Origin of the sequence: Thalassococcus halodurans, from assembly GCF_900108225.1 — a bacterium.
Taxonomy (GTDB): Bacteria; Pseudomonadota; Alphaproteobacteria; order Rhodobacterales; family Rhodobacteraceae; genus Thalassococcus; species Thalassococcus halodurans.
Genome location: NZ_FNUZ01000001.1, coordinates 774,286 through 796,588, shown reverse-complemented (window position 1 = coordinate 796,588; position 22,303 = coordinate 774,286). Strand labels below are relative to the sequence as shown.

The following is a 22,303-nucleotide window of genomic DNA, read 5'->3' as shown; positions in this document are numbered from 1 at the left end:
ATGGCACTGTCCCGTCGCAGCGGACAGCGGTTTCAGGCCTCGATCTGGCCTGGCTTTGTCGATGCGATGACCGGCCTTTTGCTGGTGCTGATGTTCGTGCTGACCATCTTTATGGTGATCCAGTTCGTGCTGCGGGAAACCATCACGGGTCAGGCCGACGAACTGTCACGGCAATCGGACCAGTTGGATGTGCTGTCGGCCGAACTGGCGGAACTGGCCGCCGCGCTGGGCATGGAGCAGCAGGAAAACACTGCGCTGGAAAACCGGCTGGGGGCCTTGAACGCCACGCTGGTCGACCGCGAAGCGCAACTGGCCGAACGCCAATCCATCATCAACGCCCTGACCGCGACGCGCGACCAGCAAGCGGCGGAACTTGAGGCCGCAGCCGCCCGTATTGTCGAGTTCGAGGATCGCGTTGCTGCGCTTTTGGCGGATCAGGACGCGGCGAATGCGCGGATATCGGATTTGATCGCCAGCCGAGACGAAATCGACGCCGCCCGCGCGGCGCTGGTCGATGAACGCGACGCGCTGAACCTTGCCTTGGCGGCGGCGCGGTCCGAGATTGACGCAGGCGAAGAAGCCGCCCGCCTTGCAGCCGCGCGACGCGAGGCATTAGAGGCCCTGATCGCCGATCTTGAGGCCAAGAATGCGGATGCCGAAACGCGGATCGGTCAGTTGTCCGGGCAGGTCGATGACCTGAACACCTCGCTGACCGAAGAAGAGGCTGCGCGCCTTGCCGAAGCCGAAGCCGCCGCCGCCCTGCGCAAACGGCTGGAAGAGGCGGATGCAGAGCTGACCGCCATGACCCTGTCACTGGAAGCGCAGCGCAAAGAGGCGGAGGAAACCTTGACCCTGCTTGCGGCGGCACGCTCAGCACAGGCTGATCTGACCAGCGACCTGACTGCTGCGCTATTGGCGCGCCGTCAGGAAAGCGAACGTGTCACGGACCTTGAACAGCGTTTGGACGCCTTGTTGGCGTCACAGGAAACGGCGAACGCGGTCGAGCAGGAATTGCGCACTCAGCTGGCCAACGCGTTGGCCAATCTTGAAGAAACCAAGTTGTCCCAAGATGACTTGCGGCGCGAGCTGGCGGAATTGAAAGCCACACAAACAACATTGGTCGCGACCGAAGAACAGCTTCGTGCAGAACTGGCTGCGGCCTTGGCAGAAAAGGCCAAGCTGACCACAACCGAAGAAACCTTGCGCGCCCAACTGGCTGCCGCCCTTAGCACGCAAGAGGAACTGTCTGGCAGCAAAGAAGAATTGCGTCAGCGTCTGGCGGCGGCTCTGGCCGCAGAACTGGCTGCGGATGCCGAAACACAAGAAGCGATGTCCGAGGCCGAACGACAGGCTGCATTGCTGGCTGCGGCGCAGTCTGAACTCAGTACAGAAGTCGCTCGCGCCACGGCCGCCCAGAAAGAAGCAGAGCTTTTGAACCAGCAGGTGGCCGCGCTGCGGGAACAGCTTGGGTCGCTGCAGGCTATTCTTGACGATGCCAAGGCGCGCGATGCTGCCGCTCAGGTCCAGCTGCAATCCTTGGGCAGCGATCTGAATGCTGCGTTGGCCCGTGCTGCCGCAGAAGAGCGCCGCCGTCGCGAGCTGGAAGAAGCCGAGCGCAAGCGGCTTGAAGCCGAGGCTGCTGATCTGGCGAACTACCGGTCCGAATTCTTTGGGCGTCTGCGTGAACTGATTGGTGAACGGGATGGGGTGCGGATCGAAGGCGACCGGTTTGTCTTTTCATCCGAGGTTCTTTTTCCGCCAGGTGGTGCAGAACTTTCACCAGCGGGTCAGCGCCAGATCGCGGGCATTGCGCAAATCCTGCGCGACATCGCCGCCGATATCCCGCCCGAGATCGATTGGGTGATCCGCGTTGATGGCCATACCGACAACATCCCTCTGTCCGGTTTCGGTCAGTTCGCTGATAACTGGGAACTGTCGCAGGCGCGTGCCCTGTCGGTGGTGCGCTTTATGTCGAACTTCCTTGGCATCCCGCCGGATCGCCTGTCGGCGAACGGCTTTGGCCAGTATCAGCCGATCAATACCGATGACACTGCCGAGGCGCGTGCCCAGAACCGGCGGATCGAGTTGAAGCTGACCGAAAAGTAAGCCGCCTATTCGATGCGGATTTGCGCATTGCGGATGGCCAGAACCTGCCCGTCGCGGGTCAGCTTTACCGTGCCGGTGTAATCGCCGGGCATCCAGCCGCCGTCAGGGGCCTTGCGTCCGAACGTGCGGAACAGTTGCGTTTGGCCTTTGTCGATGGTCACGGTGTCGGCGAAAATGGGGCCGTTGGGGCCTGTTGCCTCGAACGTCATCTGGTCGCCGGTTTCCGCGTAGAAGGCAAAACCATACAGCAGAAGATCATCCTGTGGCGTCGCATCAACCCGCCGCGCGGCACCGGATTGCACATGCGCCATGCGCGGCATCCACGTGGTGAAGCTGGCGGTGAACAGGCCGGTGGTCGAATAGGGCAGGTCGGTCAGCCACAGCGTTTCTCCATCCCAACCGCAGGTGTCCTTTGGTGTGGGCGAAAACGGATCAACAACCTGACCGTCCTTCAGGACCGTGAAATGCAGATGGGCGAAGTTTGACTGCCCGCTCATCCCGACGGCGCCAAGGGGTGTTCCAGCCGTGACCGCATCGCCGGTTTGAACCGCGATGCTGCCCTTTTTCAGATGACAGTAGAGCGTCTGATACCCGTTCGGGTGCCCGATCCGAACGGCGTTGCCGCATTCCTTGCCCTTTAGCTGCGGGGCGATGGCGGCGGTGTAGGGTTGGTCCAGAACGCCATCGCGGGTGACCTGAACAATGCCATCGGCGGCGGCCAGCACCTGCACGTTGTCAGCCAGTTTGGCATCCGACATCAGCGCAAAATCCGTGCCGCGATGCCCGTTGCGTGATTTCAGGCCACAGGTGAAATCGTGCTGACGGTCGGTTGGATCGGCATCCACGTAATCTTCGACCACGCAGGTTTCGCCATAGACGCAATCAAGCGGTAGCTGAAGAAACGGCGCCTCTGCCATCGCGGGGACGGCAGAGGCGCAAATCAAAGCGACATATGTCGCGCGCATCAGTCGGCGGTCAGAAGCGGGGGCTTGCTGCCCGAAATGCGACGTTTTTCAGGGCCGGACAGTTGCAGATCCAGATTGCCATCCTTGACCGCAACACGCACCACGCCGCCTTTCTGAAGCTTGCCGAACAGCAGTTCTTCGGCCAGCGGCTTTTTGATGTGTTCCTGAATGACACGGCCCAGCGGACGCGCACCCATTTTGTCATCATAGCCCTTGTCAGCCAGCCACTCAGCGGCCGGACGGGTCAGTTCGATGGTCACGTTGCGATCTAGAAGCTGGGCTTCAAGCTGCAACACGAACTTTTCGACGACCTGCAGGATGACCTCTTTCGGCAGCGGCTGGAAGCTGATCACGGCGTCCAAACGGTTGCGGAATTCAGGTGTGAAGGTGCGTTCGATCGCGGCTGTGTCTTCGCCTTCGCGACGATCACGACCAAAGCCGATTGCGGCCTTCGCCTGCTCTGCGGCACCTGCGTTCGATGTCATGATCAGGATCACGTTGCGGAAATCAACGGTGCGCCCGTTGTGATCTGTCAACGTGCCGTGGTCCATGACCTGCAGCAGGATGTTGTAGACATCGGGGTGCGCTTTTTCGATTTCATCGAGCAGCAACACGCAGTGCGGATGCTGATCAACGCCATCGGTCAACTGACCACCCTGATCAAAGCCTACATAGCCCGGAGGTGCACCGATCAGACGGGAAACGGCGTGTTTCTCCATGTACTCGGACATATCAAAACGCAGCAATTCCACGCCCAGTGTGTCCGCCAGTTGCTTGGCGACCTCGGTTTTACCCACACCGGTCGGTCCGGCGAACAGGTAGTTGCCGATGGGCTTTTCAGGTTCACGCAGACCGGCACGCGCCAGTTTGATTGCGGACGACAGCGCCACGATGGCGTTGTCCTGACCAAAGACCACGCGCTTGAGCGATTTTTCGAGGTCTTTGAGAACCTCTGCATCGCTTTTCGACACGTTTTTCGGGGGGATGCGGGCGATCTTCGCCACGATATCCTCGATCTCCTTCGGGCCGATGGTTTTGCGACGCTTGCTGTCGGGCAGCAGGTGCTGTGCGGCACCCGCTTCGTCGATCACGTCGATCGCTTTGTCCGGCAGTTTGCGGTCATTGATATAACGCGCAGACAGTTCCACTGCCGTTTTCACGGCTTCGGCTGTGTATTTCACGCCGTGGTGTTCCTCGAAGTAGGGCTTCAGGCCCTTGAGGATCTTGATGGTGTCCGGAACCGACGGTTCGTTCACGTCGATCTTCTGGAAACGACGCGACAGGGCGCGGTCTTTTTCAAAGTGCTGACGGAACTCTTTATAAGTGGTCGAGCCCATGGTGCGCAGTTTGCCACCCTGAAGCGCGGGCTTCAGAAGGTTGGATGCATCCATTGCGCCGCCCGATGTGGCACCCGCACCGATCACGGTGTGGATTTCATCGATGAACAGAACAGCGTCTTCATGCTCTTCCAGTTCGGTGACAACAGCCTTCAGGCGTTCCTCGAAATCCCCGCGATACCGTGTGCCCGCCAGAAGTGCGCCCATATCAAGCGAATAGATCGTGGTGTTCGACAGCACCTCGGGGGTGTCGCCGTTGACGATCTTACGTGCCAGACCTTCGGCGATGGCGGTTTTGCCCACGCCCGGATCGCCCACCAGAAGTGGGTTGTTCTTGCGGCGGCGGCACAGCACCTGAATGCAGCGTTCAACTTCGCCCGAGCGACCGATCAGCGGATCAACGTCGCCTTTGCGTGCTTTGGCGTTCAGATCGACGCAGTATTTCGCCAGCGCGGATTCTTTCTGTTCGCCGGGGTTTGAGGTGTCGGCAGAAACGGTTTCTTCTTCGTCGCTGGCGCCTGTGACCGGACGGCTTTCGCCGTAGGCAGGGTTCTTGGCCACGCCATGCGCGATGAAGTTCACCGCATCGTAGCGGGTCATGTCCTGTTCCTGCAGGAAGTAGGCCGCGTTGGATTCGCGTTCGGCAAAGATTGCGACCAGAACATTCGCGCCTGTGACCTCTGTCCGGCCCGAAGACTGGACATGGATCGCGGCGCGCTGGATCACGCGCTGGAACGCGGCTGTGGGAACAGCCTCGGACCCTTCTGTTTCTGTTTCCAGATTCGACAGGTCGTCGTCGATAAACTCGACCAGAGTTGTCCGGAGTTCTTCGGTGTCTACGTCACAGGCCTTCATCACCCGTGCTGCATCGGGCTCATCGATCAATGCCAACAGCAAATGTTCGAGAGTCGCGAATTCGTGGGAACGTGTATTCGCCAATGCCAACGCTGCGTGGATGGCCTGCTCTAGGGTGTTTGAGAATGAAGGCACTGGAGTGCTCCTCTTGTCTGCGCCGTGACTGTCGCCTCAGCATTGCCTCTTGGTATTAAAGTTTGGTCGATTGCTGTGGACCTTCAAGTGAAAACTGCATTTCTTTTGCTCACAATCTTATTCATAGCGCGTTTTTTGACCATACGGATTAGAAACTATCCTTCCGCGCGCGAATTTCAGCGAACACTTCCGTATCGGTGGCATCAATCATGCCAAGTTGGCGACGCACCGACATTTCCGAGGCGCGCAGGAACGGATTGGTAGCAAGTTCTAGCGAAAGAGATGCAGGAACAGTGGGCCTGTTGTTGCGCCGGTCCTCGGCAATGGCCTCAGATCTAGAAATAAGATCAGCGTTGTCCGGTTCAATAGTCAGCGCGAATTTTGCGTTCGACGCTGTATATTCGTGGCCCGAGTAGATCATCGTTTCCGGCGGCAGGGCTGCCAGTTTGGACAGGCTTTCGTGCATCATTTCCGGCGTGCCTTCGAACAGACGCCCGCAGCCCAGCGCCATCAGGCTGTCTGCGGTAAAGATGGCGTTCGCCTTGGGGTAATAATAAGCGATGTGCCCCAGCGTGTGGCCCGGCACGGACATCACCTGACACAGGCCATCGCCATTTCCGCCGGAAAATCCGTCGGGCAGGGCAAAGTCCAACGGGGGCAGTTTGTCTTTCTCGGCCTCGGGGCCCATGACCATGCAGCCGTATTTCTCTTTCAACTCGGCCACGGCGCCCACGTGATCGTGATGGTGGTGCGTGATCATGATAACGCCCAGCGACCAGCCGCGTTCTTCCAGAGCTGCGATAATCGGTCCGGCTTCTGGTGCATCAATCAGGGCCACGCCGTCGGGGCCATTGACCAGATAAGCGTAGTTGTCGCTCAGGCAGGGGATCGTCACGATTTCAAGAGGCATGGTCTTTCCTTGCGCGCTTTGTAAAAGTGTCCCCAGTCAACCGCATCAGGATCGACACTGCAATGCACCTAGATGTCCGTGATCTTCACAGTTTTTATTACCGCAACGCCTTGGGCCGTGCGGCGCAAAAGGTGATCCGGACGCATGTGCGCGAATTCTGGAGCGATGTGCATGGGCAAACCGTAGCGGGTTTCGGCTTTGCGGCCCCGTTGCTGCGCCCTTTCCTGCAAGAGGCGCGGCGCGTTGTGGCACTGATGCCTGCGCCGCAGGGTGTGATCCACTGGCCTGCAGGCATGCCGAATGTGTCGGTCCTGTCGAACGAAACGCAATGGCCGCTGGAAACGGGGCATGTCGATAAGCTGGTGGTCATGCACGGGCTGGAAACATCCGAGAACCCGACGGCGGTTTTGGATGAATGCTATCGCGTTTTGGGGCCGGGGGGCGAGGCGCTGTTTATCGTGCCGAACCGAAGCGGGCTTTGGGCGCGGTCGGATCGCACGCCTTTCGGCTATGGGCGGCCCTATTCGCGGGGTCAGCTGGAAACGCAGCTTCGCTATCACGACTTTCTGCCGAACACCCATTCGTCGCTGTTGTATCAACCGCCGTCGACGCGCCGCTTCTGGATGAAGACCGGTCCGGTCTGGGAACAGATCGGACGATCGGTGCCCGCGGTGATGGCAGGTGGCGTGATGGTGGTACGGGCGTCCAAGCGCTATCCGCCGCGACCGCGTGGCGTGGGCGAAGCGGCACGGGTCCTGAACCCGCTGGATGTGCTGTCACCGAAACCGGCCAACGCGGCGAAACCCGTTTAAAGCGATTCCCTCGTTTTGTGATCACACAGACATTTGTCTAGGGTCAGAATAAATTTCGCGGCAGTGCAGAATCACTGTGCAAGGGGAAAATTGTTGAATCTAGGTCGTTTGCCCTGCGCACATGGTCGCACCCTTAGCGTTAACATAGGAACTAATGGCACGTTAGGTCACATTTAAGCCTCTAAGCATGTTGCTAGGTGGGGGATGCTCTGCTACATCCGCGCTGATTTTACTGTCTTGGCAAAGTCGTCAGGACAGCTTGACCGCTCTCGGGTCCCCTTCAAACGGGGCCACGGGGGCTTGTTAGCGGAAGGATGGACGTGTCTGAATCAGCTTCGATTTCCTCCGGCATCGCAGACCGATATGCTGCAGCCGTGTTCGACATCGCCAAGGAAGAAAACGCGATCGGCACGCTCGAAGCGAATGTCGATGCCCTGGCGGCGGCCCTTGCAGACAGTGATGATCTGCGGGACCTGATCAACTCTCCTGTTTATTCGCGCGACACACAAGGGCAGGCTATCACTGCTGTCGCGAAGAAAATGGGACTTACCGATATTGTGACGAATATGCTGGGCCTGATGGCATCCAAGCGTCGTCTGTTCGTGCTGCCGGCGCTGATCGCCAGCCTGCGCGACATGATTTCCGAGCACAAAGGCGAAGTAACAGCGGATGTCACATCTGCCGTGAAGCTGACCGCCGCTCAGTCCAAGAAACTTGCCGAAACGCTGAAAGCGCAGGTTGGCAAGGATGTGAAGATTAATGCGACCGTTGATGAAGCACTCATCGGCGGTCTTGTCGTTAAAGTGGGTTCGAAAATGATCGACACGTCGATCCGCTCGAAACTCAACTCCCTCCAGAATGCAATGAAAGAGGTCGGATAAATGGGTATCCAAGCAGCCGAAATTTCTGCGATCCTAAAGGAGCAGATCAAAAACTTTGGCCAAGAAGCCGAAGTTGCCGAAGTGGGTCGTGTGCTTTCCGTTGGTGACGGTATTGCCCGCGTTCACGGCCTTGATAACGTTCAGGCCGGTGAAATGGTCGAATTCCCCGGCGGAATTCGCGGCATGGCACTGAACCTTGAGACAGACAACGTTGGTGTTGTTATCTTCGGTTCTGACCGTGACATTAAAGAAGGCGACGTTGTTAAGCGTACAAACTCGATCGTGGACGTTCCGGTGGGCGAAGCTCTGCTGGGTCGCGTTGTAGACGGTCTGGGTAACCCGCTGGACGGCAAAGGCCCGATCGAAGCAAAGCAGCGTTCGGTTGCGGATGTTAAAGCGCCGGGCATCATGCCGCGTAAATCGGTTCACGAACCGATGGCGACTGGCCTGAAAGCCGTTGACGCGATGATCCCGATCGGCCGTGGCCAGCGAGAGCTGATCATTGGCGACCGTCAGACAGGTAAGACTGCTGTTGCTCTGGACGCGATCCTGAACCAGAAGTCCTACAACGAAGCCGCCGGCGACGACGAAAGCAAAAAGCTGTACTGCGTATACGTTGCGGTTGGCCAGAAGCGTTCCACAGTTGCTCAGCTGGTGAAGAAACTGGAAGAAACAGGCGCGATCGAGTACTCGATCGTTGTTGCAGCGACAGCGTCCGATCCGGCGCCGATGCAGTACCTGGCACCCTACACAGCGACAGCGATGGGCGAATACTTCCGCGACAACGGCCGTCACGCTCTGATCATCTATGATGACCTGTCCAAGCAGGCTGTTTCCTACCGTCAGATGTCCCTGCTGCTGCGCCGCCCGCCGGGCCGTGAAGCTTACCCGGGCGACGTTTTCTACCTCCACTCGCGTCTGCTCGAGCGTTCGGCGAAAATGGGCGACGATCACGGCAACGGTTCGTTGACAGCTCTGCCGATCATCGAAACTCAGGGTGGTGACGTTTCGGCATTTATTCCGACCAACGTGATCTCGATCACCGACGGCCAGATCTTCCTTGAAACAGAACTGTTCTACCAGGGTATCCGTCCTGCGGTTAACACCGGTCTGTCGGTTTCCCGCGTTGGTTCGTCCGCTCAGACCAAAGCGATGTCCTCGGTTGCCGGTCCGGTTAAACTGTCGCTGGCTCAGTACCGCGAAATGGCGGCCTTCGCCCAGTTCGGTTCCGACCTTGACGCCGCAACTCAGCAGCTGCTGAACCGTGGTGCGCGTCTGACAGAACTGATGAAGCAGCCGCAGTACTCGCCGCTGACCAACTCGGAAATCGTCTGCATCATCTTTGCAGGTACAAACGGTTACCTCGACAAGGTCGCGCTGAAGGATGTTGGTCGCTACGAAACAGAGCTGCTGAACTTCCTGCGCAACAAGCATGCAGACCTTCTGGCTTGGATCACAAACGAAGATCCCAAGATCAAGGGCGATGCCGCAGACAAAGTTAAGGCCGTTCTGGACGAATTCGCCGCTGACTTCGCGTAAGGGGGAGATAAGGCAATGCCGAATCTCAAGGACCTAAAAACTCGGATCGAGTCGGTCAAATCGACCCGCAAGATCACAAAGGCCATGCAAATGGTTGCCGCGGCGAAACTTCGCCGCGCGCAGGATGCTGCCGAAGCGTCCCGCCCGTACGCAGAACGGTTCAACGCCGTTCTGGGTGCACTGGCGGCCGCGGTTGGCGGAAGCGACAGCGCGCCCAAACTGCTCAGCGGTACGGGCAGCGACAAGGTACAGCTTTTGGTCGTTATGACGGCCGAACGCGGTCTGTGCGGTGGTTTCAACACGAACATCTCCAAACTGGCTCGTACCCACGCGCAAAAACTGAAGTCCGAAGGCAAGACGGTGAAAATCCTGACTGTCGGCAAAAAAGGCCGTGACGCCCTGCGTCGCGACTTTGGCAGCGACTTCATCGGTCACGTCGATCTCACTGAGATGAAAAACGTGACCTACGCTGACGCACAAGGCATCGCAATCGACATCCTCAAGCGTTTCGACGATGAGGAGTTCGACGTGGCGACGATCTTCTATGCCAAGTTCCAAAACGTCGTCAGCCAGATCCCGACAGCTCAGCAGATTATCCCTGCTAAGTTCGAAGGCGACGAGGCTGATCTGAGCTCCACGCTCTATGACTACGAGCCGTCCGAAGAAGAAATTCTGGCAGACCTGTTGCCGCGCGGTGTCGCGACACAGATCTTTGCTGCTCTTCTTGAAAACGCGGCTTCTGAACAAGGCGCGCGTATGTCCGCGATGGACAACGCGACACGGAACGCGGGCGATATGATCGACAACCTGACGATCGAATTCAACCGCACACGTCAGGCCGTCATCACGAACGAACTGATCGAAATCATCTCGGGCGCCGAAGCGCTCTAAGAACCGGAGACGAAACATGGCAAACGCACAAGGCAAAGTGACCCAGGTCATTGGCGCCGTGGTTGACGTGCAGTTCGAAGATAGCCTTCCGGCGATCTTGAACGCACTTACCACAGACAACAACGGCAAGCGGCTGGTTCTCGAGGTTGCTCAGCACCTCGGTGAAAACACAGTACGTACCATCGCTATGGACGCGACCGAAGGTCTCGTTCGTGGTCAGAAAGTAGAAGACACTGGCGCACCGATCTCGGTTCCGGTTGGTAACGCGACCCTGGGTCGTATTCTGAACGTCGTCGGTGAGCCGGTTGACGAAGGTGGCCCCGTTGTCGCTGACGAATACCGTCCGATCCACGCAGACGCGCCGGAATTCAACGAACAGTCCACAGAATCCGAAATCCTGGTAACAGGTATTAAGGTTATCGACCTTCTCGCGCCTTACGCGAAGGGTGGTAAGATTGGTCTGTTCGGTGGTGCGGGCGTTGGTAAAACCGTTCTCATCATGGAACTGATCAACAACATCGCGAAAGTACACTCGGGCTTCTCCGTGTTCGCGGGTGTTGGTGAACGTACTCGTGAAGGTAACGACCTTTACCACGAGATGGTCGAATCCAACGTTATTAAGCCGGACAACCTGCAGGAATCGCAGGTGGCCCTGGTTTACGGTCAGATGAACGAGCCTCCGGGAGCGCGTGCACGTGTTGCCCTGACAGGTCTGACACTGGCTGAACAGTTCCGCGACCAGTCCGGCACAGACGTTCTGTTCTTCGTCGACAACATCTTCCGCTTTACTCAGGCGGGCTCCGAGGTTTCGGCTCTGCTCGGCCGTATTCCTTCGGCGGTGGGCTACCAGCCTACACTGGCGACAGACATGGGTGCGATGCAGGAACGGATTACATCGACCAAGAACGGCTCGATTACATCCATTCAGGCCGTATACGTTCCCGCGGACGACCTTACCGACCCTGCTCCGGCGACAACCTTTGCGCACCTCGATGCGACAACCGTTCTGTCCCGTGCGATTTCGGAACTGGGTATTTACCCGGCTGTTGACCCGCTCGACTCCAACTCTCGTCTGATGGACCCGCAGATCGTTGGCGAAGAACACTACGGTGTTGCTCGTGACGTTCAGGGTATCCTTCAGCGTTACAAGTCGCTGCAGGACATCATCGCGATCCTCGGCATGGACGAACTGTCGGAAGAAGACAAACTGACAGTTGCTCGTGCACGTAAGATCCAGCGCTTCCTGTCGCAGCCGTTCGACGTTGCGAAGGTCTTCACAGGCTCTGACGGTGTTCAGGTTGCTCTGGAAGACACAATCTCGTCGTTCAAAGCGGTTGTTGCTGGCGAATACGATCACCTGCCGGAAGGCGCCTTCTATATGGTTGGCGGCATCGACGAAGTGATCGCAAAAGCCGAGAAGATGGCTGCAGACGCAGCCTAAGACCCGTGACTAGAGGCAGGGGGTGCAATCAAGCTCCCCCTTGCTTTCAAGGAGGCTCACATGGCTGAGACAATGCAATTCGACCTAGTCAGCCCCGAACGGCGGCTGATGCAGGCTGAGGTCACGTCGGTCCAGATTCCGGGTGCTGATGGTGATATGACAGCGATGCCGAACCACGCACCGCTGATCACGACACTGCGTCCGGGCATCCTGCGCGTTGAAACAACGTCGGGCACCGAAGAATTCGTCGTCACCGGCGGTTTCGCGGAGCTGGGCGAAGGTGTTTCCGTTCTGGCGGAAAACGCTCTGCCGATGGCAGAGATGACCCAGGAAACATTCAACAAACTGGTTCAAGAGGCCAAAGAGGCATACGGTAAGGCGAAGGAAGTCTTCGAAAACGAACCGGGCCCCGTCGACGACGCAGCCAAGCTGCTGTCCGACATGGTCAACATCGGTGGCCACATCGGTTTGACGGCTGACGACTGATTTCGGTCTGATACAGATTAACAAAAGCCCCGGTCGCTGATGCGCCGGGGCTTTTGCTTTGGGGCAACGCTGGGAACAGGTGCGTCGCCTTATCCCGTCAGGATGCGGTGTCGATCAGGCGCAGCGGCGGATTGGCGGCGGCTGCAGCAGATTTGCGCAGCACCACGGAAAGGATCGCTGTGCCGGTGATCTCATTTTCGGCCAAGGCGGTCATCAGATCACGTACGCCGCAGTCCACGGTCTTTTGACGATCGGTTTGCGCTTCGGCGACGACTTCGATCTGGATTTGATCGACATACTGGCTTTTCAAAAGATGTTCTTGCAGCTCGACCGCGCTGTGAACGCCCATGTACAGACACACGCGCGTGCCCGGGCGCAGTTCGGACAGCCACTCAGGCGGGCCATCGTTTGTCGCTGTGCGGCCTGTGGTCATAATCACCGCATCGATTTCCTGCCGTTCTGTCAGGAACCGGTTTTGGGCGGCACAGGCTGCGGTGGCCGCAGTGACGCCAGGCACGATTTCAAAGGCGATACCGGCGGCTTCCAACGCCTCGGCCTCTTCCAGACCGCGGGCGAAGATGCCCGGATCCCCACATTTCAGACGCACGACCCGTTTGCCTTGCTTGGCAGCCGACACCAGAATGTTGCTGATTTTGTCTTGCGGCCAGCTGTGATTGCCGGGTGCTTTGCCGACATAAACGCGTTCCGCATCACGGCGGGCCAGTTCAAGAATGTCGGGATCAACCAGGCGGTCGTAAAAGATGATATCGGCCTCTTGCAGGCGCTGGACGCCACGCAGAGTGATTAGGTCTTTCGCGCCGGGCCCTGCGCCAACCAAGGCGACACTGCCGCCTTGCTCACGGCTGAATTCGCCGGTTTCGATGGCGGTTTTGATCTGTTTGGCGGCGTCACGTTCTGCGCCACGGGCGTGTGCGTTGCGCACGGGGCCATTGAACACCCAGCGCCACAGATCACGGCGGTCGCGGGGGCCAAGGCGATTGGCAGCAAGATCGCGCAGGCGACCGGCCAAAGCGGCCAGATCACCCAGTCGGGGCTCAAGCTGTTGTTCGATCTTGGTTTTGATCTGTCGGGCCAGAACGGGGGCTGTGCCCTCGGTGCCGATGGCGACCACGACAGGGTCACGGTCAACGATGGACGGGGTAATCGCGTCGCACAGGTCGGGCTGGTCAACCACGTTGACGACAGCGCCAGCCGCCTTGGCCACCGCGTGCGAGGCCGCATCGGCGCCGGGGCAACCGGTTGCGATAAAGACCAGTGCGCGGTCGGTGAAATCGGCCTGCGTGACCACAGCGCTGGCTTGCGTGATTTTGCCTTCGTCGCGCAGACCTTCCAATTCGGGGTCTAGGTCGTCGGCATGCACGATGATCTGCGCTTCGGTCTTCAGCAGCAGACGCACCTTTTGCGCGGCTTGTTCCCCGCCACCGACAACGGTGACGCGGCGCCCGGCCATTTGCAGGAACATGGGGAAGGTCTTCATGCCGAGATCCTTTGTGTGTCGTGTCTTTTGTCCCAAAGGGATTGCGCCAGCGTGGTGCAGTCTTCGGGCGAGGCCGCCGCGCCAAGCGTCCAAAGGGCCAAGGCCGCTGTGCCGATCACCGTCGCTTCGGCGAACGGGTTCATCAGTGATCCGTCCCACAACGCCATGATGTCGACGGTTTCATCTGCCTCGTGCAGGCGGCGGTGTTCATCAAGGATCGGGGGCGTGGTGATCTGGATGTGTTCGCCGCCGCGCAGACCGAACAGGGTGATGTCCTTGGCCGGATTGCGTTCGAATTCGCCACCGCCGCCTTTGATCACGGTCAGGGTGGTTTGGCCCATCATCTGCGCGGCTTGCGCCTGAAGGCCGCGATAGGACGGATGGAACACGCCCTGAACGCTGGCGGGTGCATTCGACGGATTCCACATGCGCAGAACCGTGTTGATGCAGGACCGAAGGCCGAAGGTATCGCGCAATTGCAGAAGGCGGAATGCCTCGGGGCACAGCTGTTCCAGAGGGGAATAAATCACGTCGGGGCCAACGGCATCCAACGCGGCGCGCACGTCGGCCTCTTCCCGTTGGTGGCTGTTCCAGCCGTGCATCGACACGCGGTAGCCCGCTTGCGCGACCAGACGGGCCGACAGCAGAAACAGCGGCGCACCACGGGTGCGGCCTGCGGCATAGCTGGGCCAGTCCAGATCGGCAGGCGGTAGGCTGCCCGACACATGGTCGCGCAAGGCCTGCGTGAATCCGGCGATCTCTTGCGGCTCCTCTCCGCGCAATCGCAGAACCATCAGCAAGGCTCCTACCGCCTCGGGTTCGGCTTGATCCGTCAGGATCAGGGTCATTGCCGCATGTGCCTCTTCAAAGGTCAGAGCGCGTGCGCGACCTTTTCCTCGGGCAACTATACGTACAAATGTTGATAGGCTCATTCCGCCGCCATTGCTGGGCGAGCTTTGGCAATCAATGCTGCAAGCTCTGGTTTGCACGACCCGCAGTTTGTCCCTGCGCAGGTAACCTCCCCCAGCGCTTCGACTGTGTTGGCCCCGTTCGCAACCGCATCGCGCAGTGTGTTCAGCCCAACGCTGAAACACGCACAAACAGTTGGTCCGGGATCCGGCTGATCAGCAGCGCTGCGGCCAGCCAAGGCAGTCATGGGCGCGGTTTCGGTACCCACCAGAGAAATAGCATGTCGGCGCGACAGTTGCACCGGCTCAAGTGCTGAAAAAAACAGCGCTTTAAGGACTTTGCCTGAATATAAGGCAATCCGGACAAGTCCCGTCACGGGATCTTCGAGGATGGCAACCTCTGACTCGGCGATGCCAGTCACGGTGCGGGCCTCGGCCACCCAGTCGGTCGGGCATTTCATGCCCGCGACTTCCGCCTGCCAGCCGGTCTCTGTGCGCGCGATGGCGGCGTAGGGACGCGTTGGCTCCATCTCGACGGTTGATGCGGCAAAACCGTACCACGCGGCATCCATGCGTTCCGCGCTGACCTTGCCCGCTTTCAGCGCGGGCTGGCCCGAGGTCGGATCAGTGATGGGGGTGACAAGCGAATTCACCGTGCCGCTGCTGGATTTCTGACGGGTCCAGTGCATCGGCGCGAACAGCTGGCCTTTGGCGACGCGGTCGGTGACCAAAGCACGGAACGTGGCGCGGCCTTCGTTCGATTGCAGGCGCAGCAGATCGCCCAAGCCCAGACCAAGGGCAGCTGCGTCGGCGGGGTTCACCTCGACATAGGGCTCGGCAAGGTGGCTGCCCAGTTTCGGCGCTTTGCCCGAGCGGGTCATGGTGTGCCACTGGTCGCGGATACGGCCTGTGTTCAGGTGGAAACCGGTGTGCGCGATGGGGGTCGGTGGCGTGATAGGCAGCATCTTTGCTTTGCCGTCGGCGTGATAAAAACGCCCTTCGGCAAAGAAACGGCTGTCATTGTCAGGCCACTGGCGCGGGATCATGTTGGCATAGTCCACGTCGGCGAAAACGCTTAGGTCCAGATCACGGGCAAAACCGCTGGCCGCGTCGGATAGCGCAACATATTCGGCAAAGACATCCGCAGGGCCTTCGTAGTTGAACGCCTCGGCCCAGCCCATGCGGGCAGCCACGTCGCTGATGATCTTCCAGTCAGGGCGCGTGTCACCCGGCGCGGGCAGGAAAGCGCGCTGGCGGGAAATGCGGCGTTCGGAGTTGGTGACCGTGCCGTCCTTTTCGCCCCAACCGGTGGCGGGCAGCAAAACATCGGCCAGATCGCCAGTGTCGGTGCGGGCCATGATATCGCTGACGGCGACGAAGGGCACATTCCGGATCGCCTCGGCCACGCCATCGGCGTCGGGCATCGATACTGCGGGGTTTGTGGACATGACCCACAGCGCCTTGATCTTGCCGTCGGCGCAGGCATTGAACAGATCGACAGCCTTCAGACCGGCCTGTGTGCAGATCGTGGGGCTTTCCCAGAAACCCTGAACAGCGTCGCGATGATCTGCGTTTTCGATATCCAGATGGTTGGCCAGCATATTGGCCAAGCCGCCCACCTCGCGTCCGCCCATGGCGTTGGGCTGGCCTGTCAGGCTGAAGGGGCCACAGCCCGCTTTGCCGATACGGCCGGTGGCAAGGTGGCAGTTCAGGATCGAGTTAACCTTATCGCTGCCGCAGACGGACTGGTTCACGCCTTGGGAATACAGCGTCATGACCTTATCGGTACCGGCCCAGAGGCGATAGAACGCATCAAGTTCGGAAGTGGATAGGCCGCTATCGGTGGGGGTGCTGGCCTGCGCCTCGGCCACGGCGGCGTCGAAGCCGTTCACATGCGCAGCGACATAGTCCGCATCAACGTGGCCGTTTGCCACGAGATGCGCCAGAAGGCCGTTGAACAGCGCGGCATCGCCATCGGGGCGGATGCGCAGGTGCATGTCGGCAATATCGCGGGTTGCCGTCATGCGCGGATCGACGTTGATCACGCGCAGCGACGGGCGCGCGGCCTTGGCTGCTGCGATGCGTTGGAACAGGACAGGGTGACACCACGCGGTGTTCGACCCCACCAGAACGATCAGATCGGCCTGTTCCAGATCGGAATAGGTGTTCGGCACGGTGTCGGTGCCAAAGGCGCGTTTGTGGCCAGCCACGGACGAAGCCATGCACAAACGGGAATTCGTATCGATGTTCGCCGAACCGATGAAACCCTTCATCAGCTTGTTGGCGACATAGTAGTCTTCGGTCAGCAATTGGCCCGAGACGTAGAACGCGACCGAGTCCGGCCCGTGTTCACGCACGGCTTCGGAAAACTTCGAGGCCACCAGATCAAGCGCTGTGTCCCAGTCCGCCTGTTCGCCGCCAATCTGAGGGGCCAGAAGGCGGCCCGAGAGATCAATGGTTTCCCCAAGGGCCGATCCCTTGGAACACAGGCGGCCAAAGTTGGCGGGATGGTCAGGATCGCCTTTGATCGTGCCATCCGCACCGGCCAGCACGCCACAGCCCACACCACAGTAGGGGCAGGTTGTCCGTGTAAGCGTCATTCGGCAGCCACCTGACGTGTGCGCAGGAACGCGGCATCCAGCAGGATGCGGCCATTTTCAACGCTGGCCGGATAGGTTTGCACCTGACCTTCGTCAGCACCCTGTGCCTGACCTGTTTCCAGCGAAATGACCCAGTTGTGCAGCGGGCAGGTGACGGAAGAACCGTGCACAATGCCCTCGGCCAAGGGGCCTGCCTTGTGGGGGCAGGCGTTATCCAAGGCGTAAACCTCATCCTCGGCGGTGCGGAAAACTGCAACACAGCCTTGGCGGGTTTTGACAACCCGCGCGCCACGGCGCGGGATGTCGTCTAGCGCGGCAATGTCGATCCAGTTGGTCATTCTGCGGCCTCCAGTGCGAGATCAGCCAGGGGCTGGTAAGTTTGCGCTTTGTCCTGAACGTGCTGCGCCCAAGGATCTTTGCGGTAGATGGACTGGGACAGTTCGAACCGTTCGATCAGCGCCTTGCGTTCTTCCAGATCGTCGACAACGCGTTCCTTGACCCAATCAAGGCCAACCTTGGCGATGAATTTGTAGGGGCGATCCAGATATTTGGCGTGTTCGCGATAAAGCTGAACAAAGGCCACGGTCACGTCGATTGCTTCCTGTTCGGAATGTACATCGACCAAACGTTCGGTTTCTTTCACGTCCATACCAGCGGCACCGCCGACGCTGACCTGATAGCCGCTGTCCACACAGATCACGCCCACATCCTTACAGGTCGCTTCGGCGCAGTTGCGCGGGCAACCGGACACAGCCAGTTTAACCTTGTGCGGTGTCCAAGACCCCCAAAGCGCCTTTTCCAGTTTGATGCCAAGACCGGTGCTGTCTTGGGTGCCAAAGCGGCAGTGATCGGTGCCAACGCAGGTTTTGACCGTCCGCAGGCCTTTGGAATAGGCGTGACCCGAAACCATGCCAGCGGCGTTCAGATCGGCCCAGATGGCGGGCAGGTCTTCGCCTTTGACACCCAGAAGGTCGATACGCTGACCGCCTGTGACCTTAACGGTCGGCACTTTGTACTTGTCCGCAGCATCGGCGATTGCGCGCAGTTCGTTCGGCGTGGTGATGCCACCCCACATCCGGGGAACGACGCTGAAGGTGCCGTCTTTCTGGATGTTCGCGTGCTTGCGTTCGTTGATGAAGCGGCTTTGCGGATCGTCCTGATATTCCAGCGGCCAGTCGGCCAGCAGGTAAAAGTTCAGGGCAGGGCGGCACACGTGACAGCCGCAAGGTGTTTTCCACCCGCATTCCTGCCAGACCGCAGCCATCGATTTCAGTTCCTGCGACTTGATCATGCGGCGCACGTCTTCGTGCGTCATGTCGGTGCAGGCACAGATCGACTGGCTTGTTGGGATGACAAAGTCATCGCCCAGCGTGACCGCTAGAACCTGCTCGACCAGACCCGTGCAGGTCCCGCAGGAACCCGACGCCTTGGTTGTGGCACGGATCGCGGCCAGATCGGTGGAACCGGCGGCGATTGCATCTTCGATGTCCCCTTTGCAGACGCCGTTACAGCCACAGATTTCCGCATCACGCGGTAAGGCTGCAACGGCTGCCAAAGGGTCCATTTGGGCACCCCCTTGGAAGGCGGGGCCAAAGATCAGGGTTTCGCGCATGTCCGAGATATCGGTCTTGTCGCGGATCAGGCCGAAGAACCAGTTGCTGTCGGCGGTGTCGCCATACATCACGGCACCAACGACCACGTTGTTTTCGATGACCAGACGGCGGTAGACGCCGCGCGACGGATCGCGGAAGACGATGTCTTCGCGGCCTTCGCCTTCGGCAAAGTCGCCCGCGCTGAACAGGTCACAGCCGGTGACTTTCAGCTTGGTGGATAGCTCTTTCTGAACATACTGCGCCTCTTCCCCCAGAAGGGTTTTGGCGACCACCTTGGCCTGATCGTAAAGCGGCGCAACTAGGCCGAAGATCGCCCCGTTGTGTTCGACGCATTCGCCAACGGCCAGAATGTCGGCGTCTGAGGTGACCATCTGGTCGTCTACATGAATGCCTTTGCCAACAGCCAGACCGGCCTCGGCCGCCAAGGCGACGTTCGGGCGGATGCCGACCGCCATGACCAGCAGGTCACAGGGCAGTTCGGTGCCATCGTCCAGCAGAAGGGCGCGGACATGGCCGTCTTTGCCCAGAATTTCTTTGGAATTCGCGCTGCATTTGACGGTGATGCCTTTGTCCATCAGCGCCTTGCGCAGCAGGTAGCCTGCGGCTTCGTCCAGCTGACGTTCCATCAGGTGACCCATGATGTGGACCACAGTCACGTCTGCACCGCGTGCGGCCATACCAGCCGCAGCTTCCAGCCCCAACAGACCGCCACCGATCACAACAACCTTGTTGTCGGGACCCATGGACATCATCCGTTCGGTGTCTTCCAGATCACGATAGGCAATCACGCCTTCCAGATCGTGACCTGGCAGGGGAATGATAAACGGGTTCGAACCAGTGCCGAACAAGAGTTTATCGTAGGGCAACACGTCGCCATTGGCAGCCGTTACCGTTTTGGCGTCACGGTCGATTGCAACGACCTTTTCACCGAAACGGCAGGTAACACCCTTCTCTTCGTACCACGCAGAATCGTGGATCACGATGTCTTCGTATGTTTTGTCCCCTGCAAGAACGGGGGACAACATGATGCGGTCATAGTTACCGCGGGGTTCGGCGTTGAAGAGGGTTACGTCATATTCGCCGGGAGCGGCGTCGAACAGTTGTTCGAGCGCCCGACCACTGGCCATACCGGCCCCAATGACGACGAGTTTTTTAGTCATGCCCAGAATTTCCACCAAGGTTTTGCAGGAGTGGTCTCATTTGCCGCCGCGCCTGTTTCGATCTTGTCGGAATAGGCGGCGTCGATCATGACACCGGAGAGGATAGTATAGGCTTCGAGCCATGCGGCTTTCAGTTCAGGCGTGAAATCATCGCCCAGACCTTTGTCCAGCGTGTAGATCAGCGCTTCGCCTACGGGTGCATAATGTTCTGCCTTCACACCGTAATCGATGTGCTTAACCGCAAGCTGCTGAGCAACCGGAACGATTTTATCCAGATCTTTCAGTCCGTTGACGACAACGCCAAGCGTGGTCATCAGCTTTTTGCCCTGCTCGTTGATGTCGCCTTTGAACATAGGCTTCACCTCGGGGGCGATTTCGAACAGGCGGGCATAGAAGATACCGGCTGCGACGTCCGAAATGGGGGCCACTTTTTTAAAGCTGGCCTGGATCATATCAATCTGGTTTTCGTTCATTAGTTCACTCCGCTGCTATAGTTGTTGGTTGTGGCTTTGGTTTCGGCTTTGCGCCGTGTTCGTACTCTTCGAGGAAATCGAGAACCTCTTGGCGGTACGTGTAGTAGTCAGGGTGTTCCAACAGAGCTTTGCGGGTGCGTGGACGCGGTAGTTTCACGTCTGTGATCTTGCCGATTGTCGCTTGTGGCCCGTTTGTCATCATGACAACGCGGTCCGCCAGAAGAATGGCTTCGTCGACGTCATGGGTGACACAGATCGCGGTGACTTTGGTCCGTGACCAGACCTCCATCAGAACCTCTTGCAGTTCCCAACGTGTCAGACTGTCCAGCATGCCGAATGGTTCATCCAGAAGCAGCAGCTTGGGGGACAGGGCAAAGGCGCGGGCGATGCCGACGCGCTGTTTCATCCCGTTGGAAAGATCAGATGCGGATTTATCCATCGAGTCAGCCAGACCGACCCGCTCGAGATAGTATTCGACCACGTCCTGACGCTCGGCCAGGCTGGCGCGCGGGTATACCTTGTCCACGCCGATGGCGACGTTTTCCTTGGCGGTCAGCCAGGGAAACAGGTTGGGCGACTGGAACACAACGGCGCGTTCAGGGTCTGCGCCCTCGACGTGACGGCCATCCAGTTTGATCGCGCCTTTAGAGATGCTGTTCAGGCCAGCGGCCATTGTCAGAACTGTGGACTTACCACAGCCCGAGTGGCCGATCAGCGAGATGAATTCACCCTTGTTGACCTTCAGATCGAAGTCTTCGACCACGGTCAGCGGGCCTTTCGGCGTCGGGTACACTTTGTGCAGCTGCGAGAAGTCGAGGAAGCGTTCTTCGATCATGCCTTCGGTCGCTTGGGCAACCGCCGCAGGAACGCCGTGGATCGGGGTGACGTCGGGCAGAAGTTTCGAACCCTCGGATTTTGCCTTGGCCTCGATGCCCACGTCCATCAGGTAGTTCGTGACTTCCATCCGGAGTTTTTTGAATGTCTCGTTGTGGTTCATCGCGGTTTGTTCGCGCGGGCGGTCCAGAGTGACCTTGAATTCTTTGCCCAAAGTGCCGTCAGGGTTCAGCGCGATGATGCGGTCGGCCATGACAATGGCTTCGTCCACATCGTTGGTGATCAGAACGCAGGTCTGTTTTTCCTCGGCCCAGATGGACACGATTTCATCGGCCAGATTGCCCCGTGTCAGCGCATCCAGCGCCGACAGCGGTTCGTCCAGCAGCAGAACCTCGGGGTTCATCGCAAGGGCGCGGGCCACGTTCACACGTTGGCGCATACCGCCGGACAGTTCCGCAGGGCGGCGGGACTTGGCGTGGCTCAGGCCAACCATTTTGACGTAGTGATCGACCTTTGCCTTCTTTTCCGCCTTGGGTAGATCAGGGAAGACCGAGTCGACCGCCAGTTCGACGTTTCCGTCGACTGTCAGCCACGGCATCAGCGAGTAGCTTTGGAAAATCACGCCACGTTCGGGGCCGGGGCCGGTGATCGGCTCGCCCTTGAAGGTGACGGAACCGGTTGTCGGAGTTTCCAGACCAGCCAGCAGGTTGATCAGGGTTGTTTTGCCGGTTCCCGAGAAGCCGAGAAGGACAAGGAACTCGCCCTCTTCGACCTCAAGGTTGATGTTCTTCAGAACTTCGGTGGCGGCGGTGCCTTCGCCAAAGCCTTTGGAAACGTTATCGAGTTTCAGGATAGCCAT

The 22,303-nt window shown here is 59.1% G+C and carries 17 protein-coding genes; 7 read left to right on the top strand and 10 right to left on the bottom strand.

Annotation, left to right across the window (positions count from 1 at the left end):
• The gene (locus C4S59_RS03890; RefSeq protein ID WP_103909135.1) at positions 1-2,106 is read left to right on the top strand and encodes a peptidoglycan -binding protein; all 2,106 of its coding nucleotides are present in this window, start codon (positions 1-3) and stop codon (positions 2,104-2,106) included.
• Between the two features lie 5 nt (positions 2,107-2,111).
• Here C4S59_RS03890 and C4S59_RS03885 read toward each other — a convergent pair whose 3' ends face one another.
• From C4S59_RS03885 to gloB, 3 genes are all read right to left on the bottom strand, one after another.
• The gene (locus tag C4S59_RS03885; protein ID WP_103909134.1) at positions 2,112-3,071 is read right to left on the bottom strand and encodes a M23 family metallopeptidase; all 960 of its coding nucleotides are present in this window, start codon (positions 3,069-3,071) and stop codon (positions 2,112-2,114) included.
• On the bottom strand, positions 3,071-5,398 hold the full coding sequence (clpA, locus tag C4S59_RS03880; RefSeq protein WP_103909133.1) for an ATP-dependent Clp protease ATP-binding subunit ClpA: 2,328 nt from the start codon (positions 5,396-5,398) through the stop codon (positions 3,071-3,073). The genes C4S59_RS03885 and clpA overlap by 1 nt, the downstream gene beginning before the upstream one ends.
• 148 nt (positions 5,399-5,546) lie before the next feature.
• A complete protein-coding gene (gene gloB / locus C4S59_RS03875) occupies positions 5,547-6,308 on the bottom strand; it encodes a hydroxyacylglutathione hydrolase (protein ID WP_103909132.1) in 762 nt (253 codons plus the stop codon).
• Between the two features lie 62 nt (positions 6,309-6,370).
• On the opposite strand from gloB, the gene C4S59_RS03870 reads away from it, so the two are divergent.
• From C4S59_RS03870 to C4S59_RS03845, 6 genes are all read left to right on the top strand, one after another.
• The gene (locus tag C4S59_RS03870) at positions 6,371-7,120 is read left to right on the top strand and encodes a class I SAM-dependent methyltransferase (protein ID WP_103909131.1); all 750 of its coding nucleotides are present in this window, start codon (positions 6,371-6,373) and stop codon (positions 7,118-7,120) included.
• Between the two features lie 314 nt (positions 7,121-7,434).
• Entirely contained in the window at positions 7,435-8,001 is a 567-nt protein-coding gene (locus C4S59_RS03865) for a F0F1 ATP synthase subunit delta (protein WP_103909130.1), read from the top strand.
• Positions 8,002-9,540: a F0F1 ATP synthase subunit alpha gene (gene atpA / locus C4S59_RS03860; protein WP_103909129.1), complete on the top strand. Its 1,539-nt coding sequence runs from the start codon at positions 8,002-8,004 to the stop codon at positions 9,538-9,540. It abuts the gene before it with no gap.
• Positions 9,541-9,555: 15 nt separating this feature from the next.
• Positions 9,556-10,431: a F0F1 ATP synthase subunit gamma gene (locus C4S59_RS03855; protein WP_103909128.1), complete on the top strand. Its 876-nt coding sequence runs from the start codon at positions 9,556-9,558 to the stop codon at positions 10,429-10,431.
• A gap of 16 nt (positions 10,432-10,447) precedes the next feature.
• Positions 10,448-11,872, top strand: coding sequence for a F0F1 ATP synthase subunit beta (gene atpD / locus C4S59_RS03850; RefSeq protein ID WP_103909127.1), 1,425 nt, complete (start codon positions 10,448-10,450; stop codon positions 11,870-11,872).
• Positions 11,873-11,932: 60 nt separating this feature from the next.
• Complete coding sequence (locus C4S59_RS03845; RefSeq protein WP_103909126.1) at positions 11,933-12,358, top strand: F0F1 ATP synthase subunit epsilon; 426 nt, start codon at positions 11,933-11,935, stop codon at positions 12,356-12,358.
• Between the two features lie 97 nt (positions 12,359-12,455).
• Here the strand turns inward: C4S59_RS03845 and cysG are convergent, their stop codons facing one another.
• The 7 genes from cysG to C4S59_RS03810 are packed head-to-tail and all read right to left on the bottom strand — an operon-like array spanning position 12,456 to position 22,303.
• The gene (cysG, locus tag C4S59_RS03840; protein WP_103909125.1) at positions 12,456-13,856 is read right to left on the bottom strand and encodes a siroheme synthase CysG; all 1,401 of its coding nucleotides are present in this window, start codon (positions 13,854-13,856) and stop codon (positions 12,456-12,458) included.
• Positions 13,853-14,788, bottom strand: coding sequence for a glycosyl transferase family 3 (locus tag C4S59_RS03835; RefSeq protein ID WP_103909124.1), 936 nt, complete (start codon positions 14,786-14,788; stop codon positions 13,853-13,855). The genes cysG and C4S59_RS03835 overlap by 4 nt, the downstream gene beginning before the upstream one ends.
• Positions 14,785-17,364, bottom strand: coding sequence for a nitrate reductase (locus tag C4S59_RS03830; RefSeq protein ID WP_103909123.1), 2,580 nt, complete (start codon positions 17,362-17,364; stop codon positions 14,785-14,787). Before C4S59_RS03830 ends, C4S59_RS03835 begins: the two co-directional genes overlap by 4 nt.
• On the bottom strand, positions 17,361-17,702 hold the full coding sequence (gene nirD / locus C4S59_RS03825; RefSeq protein ID WP_103909122.1) for a nitrite reductase small subunit NirD: 342 nt from the start codon (positions 17,700-17,702) through the stop codon (positions 17,361-17,363). Before nirD ends, C4S59_RS03830 begins: the two co-directional genes overlap by 4 nt.
• The gene (gene nirB, locus C4S59_RS03820; RefSeq protein ID WP_103909416.1) at positions 17,699-20,137 is read right to left on the bottom strand and encodes a nitrite reductase large subunit NirB; all 2,439 of its coding nucleotides are present in this window, start codon (positions 20,135-20,137) and stop codon (positions 17,699-17,701) included. Before nirB ends, nirD begins: the two co-directional genes overlap by 4 nt.
• Entirely contained in the window at positions 20,134-20,610 is a 477-nt protein-coding gene (locus C4S59_RS03815; protein WP_103909121.1) for a globin family protein, read from the bottom strand. The genes nirB and C4S59_RS03815 overlap by 4 nt, the downstream gene beginning before the upstream one ends.
• 4 nt (positions 20,611-20,614) lie before the next feature.
• On the bottom strand, positions 20,615-22,303 hold the full coding sequence (locus C4S59_RS03810) for an ABC transporter ATP-binding protein (protein WP_103909120.1): 1,689 nt from the start codon (positions 22,301-22,303) through the stop codon (positions 20,615-20,617).

What these genes read in the sequence shown, in the direction of transcription:
- C4S59_RS03890 (WP_103909135.1), top strand. Translation starts at nt 1, where the DNA reads ATGGCACTGTCCCGTCGCAGCGGACAGCGGTTTCAGGCCTCGATCTGG.
- C4S59_RS03885 (WP_103909134.1), bottom strand. Translation starts at nt 3,071, where the DNA reads ATGCGCGCGACATATGTCGCTTTGATTTGCGCCTCTGCCGTCCCCGCG.
- gloB (WP_103909132.1), bottom strand. Translation starts at nt 6,308, where the DNA reads ATGCCTCTTGAAATCGTGACGATCCCCTGCCTGAGCGACAACTACGCT.
- C4S59_RS03870 (WP_103909131.1), top strand. Translation starts at nt 6,371, where the DNA reads ATGCACCTAGATGTCCGTGATCTTCACAGTTTTTATTACCGCAACGCC.
- C4S59_RS03865 (WP_103909130.1), top strand. Translation starts at nt 7,435, where the DNA reads ATGGACGTGTCTGAATCAGCTTCGATTTCCTCCGGCATCGCAGACCGA.
- atpA (WP_103909129.1), top strand. Translation starts at nt 8,002, where the DNA reads ATGGGTATCCAAGCAGCCGAAATTTCTGCGATCCTAAAGGAGCAGATC.
- C4S59_RS03855 (WP_103909128.1), top strand. Translation starts at nt 9,556, where the DNA reads ATGCCGAATCTCAAGGACCTAAAAACTCGGATCGAGTCGGTCAAATCG.
- atpD (WP_103909127.1), top strand. Translation starts at nt 10,448, where the DNA reads ATGGCAAACGCACAAGGCAAAGTGACCCAGGTCATTGGCGCCGTGGTT.
- C4S59_RS03845 (WP_103909126.1), top strand. Translation starts at nt 11,933, where the DNA reads ATGGCTGAGACAATGCAATTCGACCTAGTCAGCCCCGAACGGCGGCTG.
- cysG (WP_103909125.1), bottom strand. Translation starts at nt 13,856, where the DNA reads ATGAAGACCTTCCCCATGTTCCTGCAAATGGCCGGGCGCCGCGTCACC.
- C4S59_RS03835 (WP_103909124.1), bottom strand. Translation starts at nt 14,788, where the DNA reads ATGAGCCTATCAACATTTGTACGTATAGTTGCCCGAGGAAAAGGTCGC.
- C4S59_RS03830 (WP_103909123.1), bottom strand. Translation starts at nt 17,364, where the DNA reads ATGACGCTTACACGGACAACCTGCCCCTACTGTGGTGTGGGCTGTGGC.
- nirD (WP_103909122.1), bottom strand. Translation starts at nt 17,702, where the DNA reads ATGACCAACTGGATCGACATTGCCGCGCTAGACGACATCCCGCGCCGT.
- nirB (WP_103909416.1), bottom strand. Translation starts at nt 20,137, where the DNA reads ATGACTAAAAAACTCGTCGTCATTGGGGCCGGTATGGCCAGTGGTCGG.
- C4S59_RS03815 (WP_103909121.1), bottom strand. Translation starts at nt 20,610, where the DNA reads ATGAACGAAAACCAGATTGATATGATCCAGGCCAGCTTTAAAAAAGTG.
- C4S59_RS03810 (WP_103909120.1), bottom strand. Translation starts at nt 22,303, where the DNA reads ATGGCTATCCTGAAACTCGATAACGTTTCCAAAGGCTTTGGCGAAGGC.